Consider the following 13,749-nt stretch of genomic DNA (forward strand, 5'->3'; position numbering starts at 1 on the left):
CCCGTCTCCACGCTCGCCTCCGGACCCGGAGGCCGGTGAGTCCCCATGGAACTCACCGGTCGACGTTCTGAGGTCGACCGGATCGCGGCCCTCGCTGTACTCCCTCGGGAGTCCGCGATGGTCGTGGTCGGCGACCCTGGCTCCGGACGCACCAGCGTCCTCGACGCGGTCTCGAACCGCGTCTCCATCCCCGTCGTCCGGCTCGGCGTCAACGGCTCTGAAGCCCGTTGGCCCATGTCCGGAGTGACATCCCTCTTCACCGCACTCGACGACCCGAGGGCCTCGGCGCACATCGCGCGGCTGGTCCGCAACGTCGACGAGGGCCTCGCCGCAGCGCACGACTTCCTCGACGCCGTGCACGCGCTGACGCTCCCACCGACGCTCGTGCTCATCGACGACCTCGACCGGATGGACGCCGAGAGCCAGGAGCTCATCGCGTTCCTGGCCGGGCGACTCGCCGGCACCGCCATGCGCCTGGTGGCAACGGTCCGTCGTGTGCCGTCGAACGGTCCGCTCGCGGCCCTCCCGATGCTCCGGCTCCAGCCGCTGCAGCCGGACGAGGCGCTCGTGCTCGCCCGCGACATGGCGCCGGAGGAGGCGAACGACGGTGTCCTCGCCGTCCTCGCCGACGAGACCGGCGGCAACCCTGGTGCGCTCCGTGAGCAGATCGGTGCGCTCCGACGTGAACAGCTCGTCGGCACCGAGCCGCTCGTGCTGCCGTTGCGGCCGACCCCGACGACCTCCGCTGCGGCGGCGCTCGTCCTCGAAGCCGCTGCGGGACGCGATCTGGACGTCCTCGCACGACTGGCCCTCGTCCCGACGGCGCGCGTCGCCGCCTGGGACCGGGACGCGATCGACGACCTCGTGGGCGCCGGTCTCGCCACCGTCCGCGGACCGTCGATCGCCGTCCGTGACCCGCTCGTCCGTTCCGCGCTGTACTGGAGCATGCCCGCACGGGACCGCCGCGAGGCGCACACCGCACTGGCGACGAGCGCAGCGGCGCACGACGACCGTTCGGCCGCTTGGCACGCGAGCTTCGTCGACGACGTCCCAGATGCCGTCGCACTGCTCGCCGCCGCACGGTCGTACGCGGTGGACGGCGACGCCCACGCGGCGGTCGCCCTCACCGAGCGCGCCCTGCACATCGGTACCGCGTCCGAGATCGAACACCTCGCCTTGCTGGGCGTGGCCGAAGCGCTGCTCGCGCACCGGCTCCTCGGCTTCGCGGCACGGTACCTGGCGGCGATCCGGCCGTTCCGGGAACTCCGCGACGAGGTCAGGCGGCTCCGTCTGCAGTACTCGGTGCAGTACCTCAGCGGGGACGCCGTGCACGCCGACGAGCTCTCGGTGCCCGTCGACACGGCCGACGACAGCGACGCGGACGCGCTCTCCGGGCTGCTCGCCATGGTCGCCTGCTTCCGCGCCGAGGCGTGGGAGATCGACCAGGCACGCGACCTCCTGCACCGGGCCGAGCCCTTCGAGGACCGTGCCTCCGCGCACACCGCGGAGATCCTCGGCGCGGCACGCGAGCTCGTGGCGGCGGTCGACGGCACGCTGCCGCCGGACGCCGAACTGCACGAGGGACTCGCCGCGCACCGACTGCTCGTCATGTCCGACCCGGCGTTGCTCCTCCTGGCACACGCCCTGAGCCTCGCCGAGCGCTACCGCAGCGCCCGGCGGGTGTTCGCCCTGGTCCTCGCCAGGACGACCGCCACCGCACCGGTGTGGCTCGAGGCGGCGCGGTATCTGTCCGCCGAGAACGAGGTGCGCTCCGGCAACTTCCGGCAGGCGCTCCGCGCGATCGACGTGTGGGAGGCCGGCTCGGCCGTCATCGAACGCCTCCGCGAACCGTCCAGGGCGATCGCCGTCGCCTGGCGGCACTTCGCGGAGGGCCGCTCCGCCGACGCGCTCGACGTCGTCGACCACTGCCTGCGGCAGCGTTCCACCAACCGGCTCTGGGGCGCGACGGCGAAGCTGTACGCCCTCCGCGGCCGCGTGCTGCTGCTCGACGGGCGCCTCGAGGAGGCCGCGTCCTCCCTCGAGGCGGCCGACGCCATCGGTCGCAGCCTCAGGAACCCAGCGGTGCTCCGGCACCTCGGCGACCTGGTCGAGGTGTACGTGCGGCTCGGACGAACGGACGACGCGCGCACCATCACGGCGCGTCTCGCCGCCGACCACCACGCCCGACCGTCCAGGTGGGGTGCGCTGGTCCTCGCGAGGAGCCTCGCGCTCATCGCGGACGACACCACCCGCGACACCTCGCGGCGTCGGGCGCTGGAGATCTTCCAACCGGCCGACTCGCAGTTCGAGCGGGCGAGGACGTTGGCGGCGCTCGCCGCGATCGGCGCACCCGGTGACCGGGCACGACTCGGAGCAGCAGCCGCAGCGGCGTACGAGGCGGCGGGCCTCCGCCGACCGCTCGCGACGCCGGCGTCGACGGTCGCCATGCCGTCGCTCGGCGGCAACGCGATCGGATCCGGTCCGTTCTCCGGCGGGGTGCGTTCCGGCGCACTCCTCTCCGCGTCGACGCCGGTGACACCCGGCACGCCGCGGAGCGCGCCGGACGCGCAAGCGGTGCTCACGTCGCTGACCGCCGAGGAGCGTGCCGTGGTGCAGAAGGTGACGGAGGGGTACCGCAACCGCGAGATCGCCTCGTCGCTGTACATGTCGCAGCGGACGGTCGAGCTGCGGCTGACGCAGATCTACCGCAAGGTCGGGGCGCGGTCCCGGTCCCACCTGGTCGCGCTCCTCACGTGATCTGAACCACCGCATCCGCACACAGGAGGCCCGGTGCCAGCTGGCACCGGGCCTCCTGTCCGTCTGCGGGTTGCGTGACACCGCACGCCACCGCGCGGATTCGCACGGTCCGCGCGAAGAACCGCAACAAGCGTCGCGGAGCGTTGTCCACCGGTACCGCCGCCGGTGATGCTGTCCATGCACCGACCGCCGCGCCTCCCCCGGGAGGCCAGCCCACGGTACCCCGATCGGTACCCGAACCGTCGGCCCAGGTACGCCGTCGTCCGTCCTCGCCTGATCCGAGGACGGGCGGCGGTCCTGGCCGGCGGCCCCGATCGCGTGGCAGACCCGAACGCGGCGGTCGGTGCCGACCCCGCTCCTGCACCGCTCCCCCACCGTCCTCCCACCCGAAGGGACATCCGATGTGCGGCATCATCGCGGCCCGCGTCACCGACGACGCGACCCCATACCTCCTCGACGGCCTGGAACGGCTCGAGTACCGCGGGTACGACTCCGCGGGCATCGCCGTCCGCACGGCAACCGGTGGCACCGAGACCATCCGGTCGGTGTCCCGGGTGGGTGACCTCCGAACGCTCGTCGCGGCCCGATCGGGTGACGCCCTGACCGGCACCGGCATCGGGCACACCCGCTGGGCGACGCACGGTGGCGTCTCCGAGCAGAACGCCCACCCGCACACGGACTGCACCGGCCGGATCAGCGTCGTGCACAACGGCATCGTGGAGAACGCGGACCGCCTCCGCACGATGCTCGAAGCGCAGGGACACGTCTTCGCGTCGGACGTCGACTCCGAGGTCATCACGCACCTCGTCGAACGCGCGCTCGCCGTGGACGCCGACCTGATGCTCGCCGTCCAGATCGCGACGGCGCAGCTCGAGGGCTCGTGGGCGATCGTCGTGCTCGACTCCCGGACGAACCGCATGGTCGTCGCGGCCGAGCGATCGCCGCTCGTCGTCGCCCGAGCATCTCGTGGCGACTTCGTCGCGAGCGACGTCGGCGCGATCGCCGAGTGGTGCGAGACCTTCGTGGCACTCCGCGACGGCGACGTCGTCGAGCTCGGCGAGTCGTGGAACTGGTCATCCGCCGGGATCTCGGTGCCGGTGCCCTTCCCGACGCCGTCGCCGTTCGCGGCCGCGGCGCTCGACCTCGGCGACCACCCGGACCACATGGCGAAGGAGATCGAGGAGCAGCCGGCGGTCGTGGCCGCCATCGTCGACCGCATCGCCGGACGCGCGGCCGACGGCAGCATGTGGGTCGGACTCGGGCTCCCCGGGTTCCACCGCCTCGCGATCGTCGCCTGCGGCACCTCCCTGAACGCCGGACAGGTCATCGCGACCGCGCTCCGCGGCATCGGCGGCGTGCCCACCGACATCGTCGTCGCGAGCGAGGCGGACCAGGCCGTGCTCGGCCCCGGGACGCTCGTCGTCGCGATCAGCCAGTCCGGCGAGACCGCTGACGTCCTCCGGGCGCTCGACCGCTTCGCGGACCGCTTCCCCGTCCTCGCGCTCACGAACAACGTGCACTCGTCGCTCGCCCGTCGGGCCGGCGCCGTCCTGGACTGCCACGCCGGCCCCGAGATCGGGGTCGCCGCGACGAAGACGTTCACCGCCCAGGTGGTGGTCGGGGTCGCGGCGATGATCTCCGCGCTCGTGGCGTCCGGGCGCATCGACCCGGCGCAGGCGGCAGCACACGTCGCGGGCCTCCGCGAGCTCCCGGCGCGCATCGAGCGAGCCGGGCAGGTCGCCGCCGATCGGATCCCGCTGCTGGTCTCGAGCGTCAAGGACGCCACCGGGTTCCTGTTCCTCGGGCGGGGTGTCGGGCTGCCGTACGCGGCGGAGGGCGCCCTGAAGCTCAAGGAGCTCAGCTACCGGTGGGCCGAGTCGTACCCGGCCGGCGAGCTCAAGCACGGCCCGCTGGCACTCGTTGACGAGGGCACGCCCGTCGTGGTCGTCGACCACGGTGAGCACCGACTGCAGGCCGCGATCGCCGAGGTCCGAGCCCGAGGCGGGTTCGTGATCACGATCGGCGGGCCGGGCTCCGACGTCCCGGCACTCGGACCGACCGGACCGTGGGGGCCGCTCGAGGCCGTCGTGCCGCTCCAGATGTTCGCCCGCGAACTCGCGCTGCAACTCGGCTGCGACGTCGACAAGCCGCGGAACCTCGCGAAGTCGGTGACGGTCGAGTAGGCGTGCCGAAGCCCATGAATCGCCTCACGGTGTTCCTCGTCGTCCTCACCGCGATCGCCGTGCTCGCCACGGTCGTCGTGATCGTGCTGCTGCCCTCGGTGCCCTCCTAGGCTGCTCTGCCACAGTGGCGGCTGATGTCCACCGCTTCCTCCGCGTCCCTCGTCTTCGTGGCGATCCTCGTCGGTGCCGTGCTCCCGTTCGCCCCCGTGGTCGGACGGGTCGCGCGGATCGCCGCCACGATCGCCCACGAGGTCGGCCACTGCGTCGTGGTCGTCCCGTTCGGTGGCCGGATCCGCCGGATCGACCTCCGCCCGGACGGGTCGGGTGAGGCCTGGGTCCAGCTCGGGGGTGTCCCCGGTGCCGTGCGCTGGCTGGTGCGGATCCTCAACCTCTACGCCGGGTACAGCGCGCCGCTCTGGGCCGGCGCACTGCTGCTGACCGGGGTGCTGCACGGGTCGCGGTGGCTCCCGGTCGTGGTGCTCGGCGTGATCGGGCTCGTCGCGCTCGTGTTCGTCCGGAACTGGTTCGGGTTGCTCGTGGTGATCGGCTTCGACGTCCTGGCGCTGTGGGTCGCGCTCCGCCCGTCCGAACTGACCGTGCTGGTCGTCGCGGCGGTCGGTGCACTGTTCGTGGTGGACGGCCTGCGCTCGGTCGTGCAGGTCGCACGCTGGCTCCTCACCGGCGCCCGCGTGCAGACCGACTTCCACATCGCCGCGGCCGAGATGCGCCTGCCGGCCGCGGTGTGGTTCGTGCTGTTCGTGGTCGTCAACGGCGCGGCGGTCTGGCTCGCGCGGGGCCCCTTGCTCGAGGTCTGGGACACGATCGTCACCGGCGTCCGCGCGCTCGTCTAGCGCCTGCCACGATGGACTCCATGCACGCCACCGACGTCGCCAGCGCACTCGCCGAAGCGTCCGCGAGCGCCCTCCGTGACCGGTACCTCGCGTTCGTCGATGAGCACGGAGACGCAGCGCTGTGGCGAGCGGGCGGACCCGAGCACCTCACGGCGTCCTGCTTCGTGTTCTCGCCCGACCTGGCGCACGTGCTGCTCTGCCTCCACCGGAAAGGCCGGTTCTGGGTGCAGTTCGGCGGGCACCTCGAACCGGGCGACACCTCGCTCGCAGACGCCGCCCGCCGCGAAGCCCGAGAGGAGTCCGGCATCGCCGCGCTCGACCTCGCCGCCACGCGCATCGTCGACCTCGACCGGCACGACCTGCACGGCGGGTTCTCGTGCGCCGCGCACTGGGACGTCGGCTTCGTCGCGATCGTCCCCCGCGACACCGACACGACGGTCAGCGACGAGAGCGACGACGTCCGGTGGTTCCCCGTCGACGCACTTCCCGGGTCACTTCCCGACGGTTTCGCCCGACGCCTCGACGCCGTCCTTGCGACCGCCCGGCGCGAACACTCCTGACGCCGAACGCGCCTGCCCTCACTCCCAGGGGTGGCGTGCGAGGTCGGCTGGGTCGAACACCCGGCCCCCGGCGACGACGAGCGACCGCGGCACCCGGCGGACGAGTGCGTCCATGGGGTTCTCCGCGTCGACGAGCACGACGTCCGCGCGGGCACCTGCGACCAGGTCGTGCTCCTCGTCGGTGACGAACCGGGCACCGTCCCGCGTGGTGAGCTCCACCACCCGCGTGATGTCCTCGTCGCGCGAGTACCCGCCGCCGCGCGCGTACTGCCACGCGATGCCGAGCAGGTCGCCGTCGCCGTAGGGGCTCCACAGGTCGCGGATGCCGTCCGTGCCGAGCCCGAACCGCACCCCTGCTTCGTCGAACTCGTGCAGGGGCAGCTGCCGCATCCGGACGGGCGCGACGGTCGTCATCGTCACACCGAGCCCGGCCATCCGAGCGAGCAGGTCACGCCGACGAACCGGGTCGAGGTCCACGATCGCGAAGCCGTGCGCGATGTTGACCTTCCCCGGGGCGATGCCGTGCCGTTCCACCCGGTCGAGCACCAGGTCGAACGAGAACGCGCCGAGGTCCGCCGGTTCGTGCAGGTGGATGTCGATCCCGCCCCCGTGCTCGGCGGCGATGTCGAACAGTCCGTCGAGCTGCCCGACCGGGTCGCGGTCGATGAGCGACGGGTCGAGGCCCCCGATGTGCTCCACACCGTTCGCCGCGGCCTGGCGCAGCAGGTCGAGCACACCGGGTCGACGCAGCACGCCGTCCTGCGGGAACGCGACGATCGACAGCTCGATCGCCCCGTCGAGTTCGGCTGCTGCCTCCCGCACGGCGTCGATGCCGCGCAGTCCCAGGCCGAGGTCGACGTCCACGTGCGTCCGGACCCGTGTGGTCCCGGTGCGGAGGTACTCCTGCAGCACCCGCTTCGCGATGGCGACGCTCGGGATGCCGAGGTCGTCACGGCGCGCACGCTCGTGCGCGATCCGCCCCTCGGTCGTCGACTCCCCGCCGAACGACTCCCACGGGTGTCCCCACCAGCTCTTGTCCGCGTGTGCATGGGTGTTCACCAGACCGGGCAGCGCGAGCACGCCACACCCGTCGACGATCCGCGCGCCGTCCGTCGATGCCGTGCCACTCGGGAGCACGGACTCGATGCGCGACCCGCTGACCACGATGTCCGAGGACGCGCCTCCCCACGGCCGCACGTCTCGGATGACCAGGTCCACGTCGTCGTCCACCATGCCCTCATGCTGGCACAGCGCTTCCGCTCCCCCGCGCCGTTGCCGCGCCTCAGTCGGTGGGCACGACGACGTCGGCGCGGGAGCGCGGCGCGAACCGTTCCTCGAACTCGCGCTCGTTCGGCGCCCAGACCTCGCGCCACAGCACGTCGTGCGGACGCCCCAGGGCTCGGTCCCGCGCCATCCCGCGTGCGACCGCCGTCTCGAGCGGGAGGTCGCACCACACCCGCAGATCGAGCTCGTCGGCGGTGTCGGGGTGGAACAGTCCGATGAGGTCGACGACCATGACACGGGCGGTCGGCACGGGTTCCGGCTCGCCGAGCGACCGCACGGACCAGTCGTACCGACGGAAGGATCCCCCGCGTCCCGTGCGGAACGGTCGGAGCACGGAGTCCCGCAGACGGACTCGCTCGACGCCGTCCCAGTCCGACGACCGACGGTGCGAGCGAGCCGGGTCGAGGAAGTCGTCGCCGCGCATCCGGACGCTGTCCGGAACGGCGTCGACCAACGCACGAGCGAGCGTCGACTTGCCCGACCCGCAGTAGCCGGAGACACCGATGACGATCGGACGACCAGCGAGCACGGCCTCGGACTCGATCCGGTCGAGGAGGGCGCGATCCGGGTTCACGCTCCCAGCGTAGGGTCCCGCGGATGTAACGGAGCGCCGCAAAGGAGTATCCGCGAAGCGAAGCCTGCGAGAGTACGTGACAACGCACACGGAGGTACCACATGTCGAACGACGACCACGGATTCGCGACCGAGCAGGTGCACGGCGGGTTCGTCCCCGACGCCGCACACGGTGCGAGGGTTCCCGCGATCCACATGTCGTCCGGCTTCCTCTTCGACGACTTCGAGCAGGCCCGCGACCGCTTCGCCGGCACGGACGACGGGTACACGTACACCCGACTCGGCAACCCGACGAACGCCGACGTCGAGCGTCGGATCGCGTTGCTCGAGCGCGGGGCCGAGTCGATCCTCGTGTCGAGCGGCCAGGCGGCGGCGACGGTGGCGTTCCTCGGGCTCCTGCAGGCCGGCGACCACGTCGTCAGCGCCCAGAGCATCTACGAGGGCACCCGCGGCCTGCTGCTGCAGAACCTCGGTCGGCTCGGCATCGAGGTCGACTTCGTGGCCGATGCACGCGACCTGGACGCGTGGGCGGCGGCGGTCCGCCCGAACACCAAGGCGTTCTTCGCGGAGACGATCCCGAACCCGAAGAACGACGTGCTCGACATCACGGGCGTCGCGGACACCGCGCACCGGGCGGGCGTCCCGCTCATCGTCGACAACACCCTCGCGACGCCGTACCTGGTCCGACCGATCGACTTCGGCGCGGACATCGTCATCCACTCGGCGTCAAAGTTCCTCAGCGGCCACGGCTCCGGCCTCGGCGGCGTGGTCGTCGACGGTGGCACGTTCGACTGGTCCGCCTCCCCGGAGCGGTGGACGCACCTGACGACCCCGGAACGCGCGCTCGGCGGCCAGAGCTACGTGGAGAAGTACGGGAACCGCGCGTACGTCGTCTTCGCACGCGACGTCATCAGCTCCCGCATCGGCCCGACGCCGTCACCGTTCAACGCGTTCCTGCTCCGCCAGGGCATCGAGACCCTGAGCCTGCGGGTGGAGCGTCACAGCGCGAACGCGCTGGCCGTCGCGGAATGGCTGGACCAGCAGCCGGAGGTGACGAGCGTCGACCACGCCGGCCTTGCCTCCAGTCCGTTCCACGACCTGGCGGAGCGGTACCTTCCCCGCGGAGCCGGGTCGGTGTTCGCGTTCACGCTCGCCGGCGGCGAGCCGGCCGCGCGCACCTTCATCGACGCGGTGCAGCTGTTCAGCCGGATGACCCACCTGGGCGACGTCCGCTCGCTCGTGCTGCACCCGGCCACGACGACGCACGCCGGGCGGACGCCGGAGGAACGCGCGGCGCAGGGCATCGACGACGGACTGATCCGGCTGTCGATCGGCATCGAGGACGTCGCGGACCTGATCCGCGACCTGGAGCGCGGCTTCGCCGCACTGCGGGGCGGTCTGGAGGCTCGGCGCGGCTCCGACACGGAGCTCGCCTCCCTGGAACACTCGGTCCCAGGGCGGCACGTGATCGCCGAGGAGCTCTAGATGGCGGACCTGCAACACTTCGGGTACTTCTTCTCGCGCGGGTTCGGCCCGCAGGCGTGGGGCCGGTCCGACTGGGACTGGGGCCACGACTGGACGAAGCCCGACCTGTACCAGCAGTCCGTCCGGGCCCTCGAGCAAGCGGGGATGGACCTGGTGATCGCGGAGGACGCGATCTCGCTCGGGAACCCCTCGACGCTCGATCTCCGCATCCGCCAGGCGTACGGCGGCCCGAAGCACGACCCGCTGCTGCTCGCGCCGTACCTCTTCGCGGCGACCTCGCACATCGGCATCGCGCCGACGGTGAACGCCGGGATCACCCCGCCGTACCTCGCCGCTCGGCAGTTCGCCACGCTGGCGCACCTGTCGTCCGAGCGACTCGGGATCAACGTCGTCACGGACGTCGGCAGCGCCCGGCACGCGGGACTCCCACCGCTCCCCCACGACCAGGCGTACGACCGGGCCGAGGAGTGGATCACCCTGCTCCGGCGGTTCTGGCGTTCATGGGGGTCCGACGGGTACGTCGGATCGCGTCCGGACTGGCACTTCGCCGACGGCGAGCAGCTCGACGCGTTCCACCACGAGGGCGCGTACTTCACCGCTGACGGCCCGCTCAACGCGCTGCCGCTCGACGCCGACCCGATCGTCGTCTCCCCCGGCGGCTCCGGTCGCGGGCTGGGCTTCGCCGGGACGCACTCCGACGTGCAGCTCGCGCTCGCGCCGCTGTCCGCATCGGCGGTGTCGGACTACCGCGCGCGGGTGATCGCCGCCGCGCTCGAGGCCGGCCGCACCGCCGCCGACCTGCGCATCCTGTTCGTCCTCAAGCCCGAGATCACCGTCTCGGCGGCAGAGGCCGACCGGATCGTCGACGCGTCGCGGCACCCGTCGGACGACGATCTCCGGACGGCGGCGATCGCCTGGTCGAGCGACTCCGAGACGGACCTGCTCGCGCTCGACCTCGACGCGCCGATCCCGGACGGGACCTTCGGGGACCACGTCTCCGCTGGGACGATCCGCGGCCTGGTCGGTGACACGCCCGACGCTCCGCTCCGCGAACTCCTGACCAGGAAGGCCAGGAAGGGTCGGGTCTCCGATCGTGCGGGCTTCGTCGGCACCGCTGACGAGTTCGCGGACTTCATCGAGGAGCTCGGGTCCGACGCGGACAACGACGGCATCATCTTCTCCGGCGACCTGCACCCGGCGCAGGTGTACCGGATGTTCGGTGACCTGGTGCCGGTGCTCCGGCAGCGTGGGCTGCTCCGGCGTGAGTACGGGGCCGGCGGGATCCGCGCGAACCTGTTCGACTTCTAGTCGCGTCACGCAACGGACGGGAGGCTCGTGGCGGCGCCGCCACGAGCCTCCCGTCCGTCTGCTGGTCGCCTGCCGGCCGCGAGTGCGCAGGAACGGCGAGCCGGCACCCGTACCGGTCGCCGTTCCTGCGCTCTCGTCAGTGGTGGACGGGTTCGACGACGGACGACTCCTCGGTGTCGCGGACGTCCTCGGCGGTCCGGAGGATCTCCTCACGCGGCGACGCCGAGTTGATCGCCCAGTAGTAGACCACCAGCGAGAACACGGCGACCACGACGATGTCGATCCACAGCGGGAACACCGGGTGCGTCAGCGGACCGAAGTCGCTGAGGAACACGATGAGCCCCATGCCGATCAGGTACGGCAGCAGCCACTGCGCCGCCTTCCAGTCCCAGCGCGGCCGGACGCTCGATGCGCCGCGGAACACGTTGTTCAGGATGATCACCACGGCGCCGATGAGGATCGCGACGCCGAGCTTCCAGTCCGTGTCCCACCCGGTCCAGAGGATGATGAGGTTGGCGACGATGAACGCGATCGGCGACAGCACCGACGCGATCGGCATGCGGTACGGCCGCTCGATCTCGGGGATGCGCTTCCGGAACGCACCGAGCGCCAGCGGCGCCCCCGCGTACATCAGGACGGACGCACTCGTGATGAGGCTGACGAGGCCCTGCCACGACGGGAACGGCGCGAAGCAGGCGCACCCGACGACGAACGCCACGATGAGGCCGACCCACGGCACACCCTGCTTCGTCGTCCACTCGAACGCCTTCGGGAAGTAGCCGTTGCGGCTGAGCCCGTAGGAGATGCGGGACGTGGCCGTGACGTAGATGAGCCCGGTACCGGCCGGCGAGATGATCGCGTCGATGAAGATGACCACGGCCAACCAGGTGATGCCCGCCGCCATCGCGATGTCCGCGAACGGACCGGTGTACTTCGTGAAGTCCGCGGTCGCCCACGAGCCCCGGATCGCGTCGGAGCGCAGCACGCCGAGGAACACGATCTGCAGCAGCAGGTAGATCACGAGCCCGATGAGCACCGAACCGATGACGGCGCGCGGGATGTCCCGCTTCGGGTTCTTCGCCTCGCCCGCGAGCTGGTCCGCCTGCTCGAAGCCGAGGAACGCGAAGATGATGCCCGACGTCGACACTGCCGCCAGGATGCCCTTCGCGCCCTCGGGCATGAACCCGTTCGCCGCGGTGAAGTTCGAGCCGTGGAAGCCACTGAACGCCAGCACGATGATGACGAGCAGGGGGATGGCGACCTTCCACCAGGTCGCGGCCGAGTTCGTGTTCGCGAGGATCCGGACGCTCAGCATGTTGATCACGGTCACGACGGCCATCAGGACGATGGCGACCGCGATGCCGGAGCCGGTGAGGAGTTGCTGGGTCTCACCGTCGATCGTGGTGGTGTGCAACCACGGATGGGCGAACTCCCAGTGCTGGGCGTACTTGATCATCGCCTCGACCTCGATCGGGGCGACCGTCACGGACTGCAGCCACGAGAACCAGCCGAAGGATGCGCCCGCGACGCCACCGAACGCGATGTGGGGGAACCGCGCTGTTCCACCCGCGATCGGGAACATGCCGCCGAGTTCGGCGTGCACGAGTGCGAGGACGAGGATCGCGACGCCGCCGATGAGCCACGAGATGATCGCGGCGGGACCGGCGGTCTTCAGTGCTTCCTGCGAGCCGAAGAGCCATCCGGATCCGATGATCGAACCGGTCGAGGCCCAGATGAGGCCGATGAAGCCGACGTTGCGCTTGAGCCCTGAGTCGGGCAGCGCCTGTGCTGTCGATGTTGCCACTGTTGCTCCTGTCGAGATGACCACGACCCCTTCTTCAGGGGTCGTGGTCATCGACTCTGGCACTTGGTGGCGATCTCGGACGATTTGTTAACGAGGTGGAAACAAATGCCCTGTATAAGCACTCAGGCTACTTCTTCTTCGCCTTCTTCTTCGGCTTCTTCTTGTCGTCCTTGTCCTTGGACTTCTTCTTCGACGGCTTCTTCTTGTCGTCCTTGTCCTTGTCCTTGTCCTTGGACTTCTTCTTCGCCTGCTTCTTGTCGGCAGAGCCGGGCTCGTCCCGCTTCGACGGTTCCTCCGGCGCTTCGATCCCGTCCACGGGCTCGACGACGACCGCGGCGCCGGTGTCGGCGAGGACGTCGACGGGCCGCTCCGTGAGCTCCGACGCCAGCGCGTCCTCGACGCGTTCGACGGTGATCTCGGCGGCGTCCTCGGCCAGTCGGACCAGCGCGGACGCTGCACGGAGGCGCGTCGTGCTCTTGCGAGCCAGCACGTCGGCACGTGCCCCCTCGAGGAACGCACGGAGGGACCGCTCGGCAACCGAGCGTCCACGGGGCGCGGAACGGTCGAGGCGGTCGAGCTCGCCGGCGACACCGGAGACGTCGTCCTCGACGTGCTCGTACCGCACCGACTCGATGAGGGCGGCCACGGTCGCGGCGGCCCGCTCGACGGCGGCGCTGCGCTGGTCGAGGACCACGAGCATCTCGAACGTCGACCCGTACGACACCGTCTCGAGGCGGACCGGTTCTGCACCACGGCCGCGGATCACCAGGCGGGCGTCGGGGGTGGGCAACCATGCCGTGAGCGCTGCGACGGTCGCCACGGACCCCACGATGCGCTCGTACTCGGCCAGGCCGACTCGTTCCTGCTCTCGCAGCCGGACACGGATCGCGATCTCCTGCACGACAAGACCTTCCACTCGACGGGCGGCGCGGGCGTGTCCTCGC

At 71.2% G+C, this 13,749-nt stretch carries 10 protein-coding genes; 6 read left to right on the top strand and 4 right to left on the bottom strand.

From position 1 onward, the window contains the following. Positions 1-45 precede the first annotated feature (45 nt). The 4 genes from ACO0E1_RS17155 to ACO0E1_RS17170 all read left to right on the top strand — a co-directional run bounded on the left by ACO0E1_RS17155 (position 46) and on the right by ACO0E1_RS17170 (position 6,351). Entirely contained in the window at positions 46-2,757 is a 2,712-nt protein-coding gene (locus tag ACO0E1_RS17155; protein WP_422875274.1) for a helix-turn-helix transcriptional regulator, read from the top strand. A gap of 401 nt (positions 2,758-3,158) precedes the next feature. Beyond that, the gene (gene glmS / locus ACO0E1_RS17160) at positions 3,159-4,940 is read left to right on the top strand and encodes a glutamine--fructose-6-phosphate transaminase (isomerizing) (RefSeq protein ID WP_422875275.1); all 1,782 of its coding nucleotides are present in this window, start codon (positions 3,159-3,161) and stop codon (positions 4,938-4,940) included. Between the two features lie 134 nt (positions 4,941-5,074). Further along, positions 5,075-5,791, top strand: coding sequence for a M50 family metallopeptidase (locus tag ACO0E1_RS17165; protein ID WP_422875276.1), 717 nt, complete (start codon positions 5,075-5,077; stop codon positions 5,789-5,791). A gap of 20 nt (positions 5,792-5,811) precedes the next feature. Further along, entirely contained in the window at positions 5,812-6,351 is a 540-nt protein-coding gene (locus tag ACO0E1_RS17170; protein ID WP_422875277.1) for an NUDIX hydrolase, read from the top strand. An 18-nt stretch (positions 6,352-6,369) separates the two neighbouring features. Here the strand turns inward: ACO0E1_RS17170 and ACO0E1_RS17175 are convergent, their stop codons facing one another. Further along, positions 6,370-7,584 (bottom strand): amidohydrolase family protein, encoded by a 1,215-nt coding sequence (locus ACO0E1_RS17175; RefSeq protein WP_422875278.1) that lies wholly within the window; start codon positions 7,582-7,584, stop codon positions 6,370-6,372. Positions 7,585-7,633: 49 nt separating this feature from the next. Further along, entirely contained in the window at positions 7,634-8,209 is a 576-nt protein-coding gene (locus ACO0E1_RS17180) for a uridine kinase family protein (protein ID WP_422875279.1), read from the bottom strand. Positions 8,210-8,310: 101 nt separating this feature from the next. Here ACO0E1_RS17180 and ACO0E1_RS17185 point away from each other — a divergent pair, with 101 nt between their 5' ends. Together ACO0E1_RS17185 and ACO0E1_RS17190 are read left to right on the top strand one after the other, a co-directional pair. Then, positions 8,311-9,693, top strand: a complete 1,383-nt coding sequence (locus ACO0E1_RS17185) for an O-acetylhomoserine aminocarboxypropyltransferase/cysteine synthase family protein (RefSeq protein ID WP_422875280.1) — start codon at positions 8,311-8,313, stop codon at positions 9,691-9,693. Beyond that, positions 9,694-11,001 carry an LLM class flavin-dependent oxidoreductase gene (locus ACO0E1_RS17190; RefSeq protein WP_422875281.1) on the top strand — a complete coding sequence of 436 codons (1,308 nt, stop codon included), beginning with the start codon at positions 9,694-9,696 and terminating at the stop codon, positions 10,999-11,001. A gap of 136 nt (positions 11,002-11,137) precedes the next feature. On the opposite strand, the gene ACO0E1_RS17195 is transcribed toward ACO0E1_RS17190, so the two are convergent. Then, positions 11,138-12,805, bottom strand: a complete 1,668-nt coding sequence (locus ACO0E1_RS17195) for an APC family permease (protein ID WP_422875282.1) — start codon at positions 12,803-12,805, stop codon at positions 11,138-11,140. Positions 12,806-12,932: 127 nt separating this feature from the next. After that, positions 12,933-13,706, bottom strand: a complete 774-nt coding sequence (locus tag ACO0E1_RS17200) for a hypothetical protein (protein WP_422875283.1) — start codon at positions 13,704-13,706, stop codon at positions 12,933-12,935. Between the last annotated feature and the right edge of the window lie 43 nt (positions 13,707-13,749).

It is taken from the genome of Curtobacterium guangdongense, assembly GCF_049341845.1.
Lineage (GTDB): Bacteria > Actinomycetota > Actinomycetes > Actinomycetales > Microbacteriaceae > Curtobacterium > Curtobacterium guangdongense.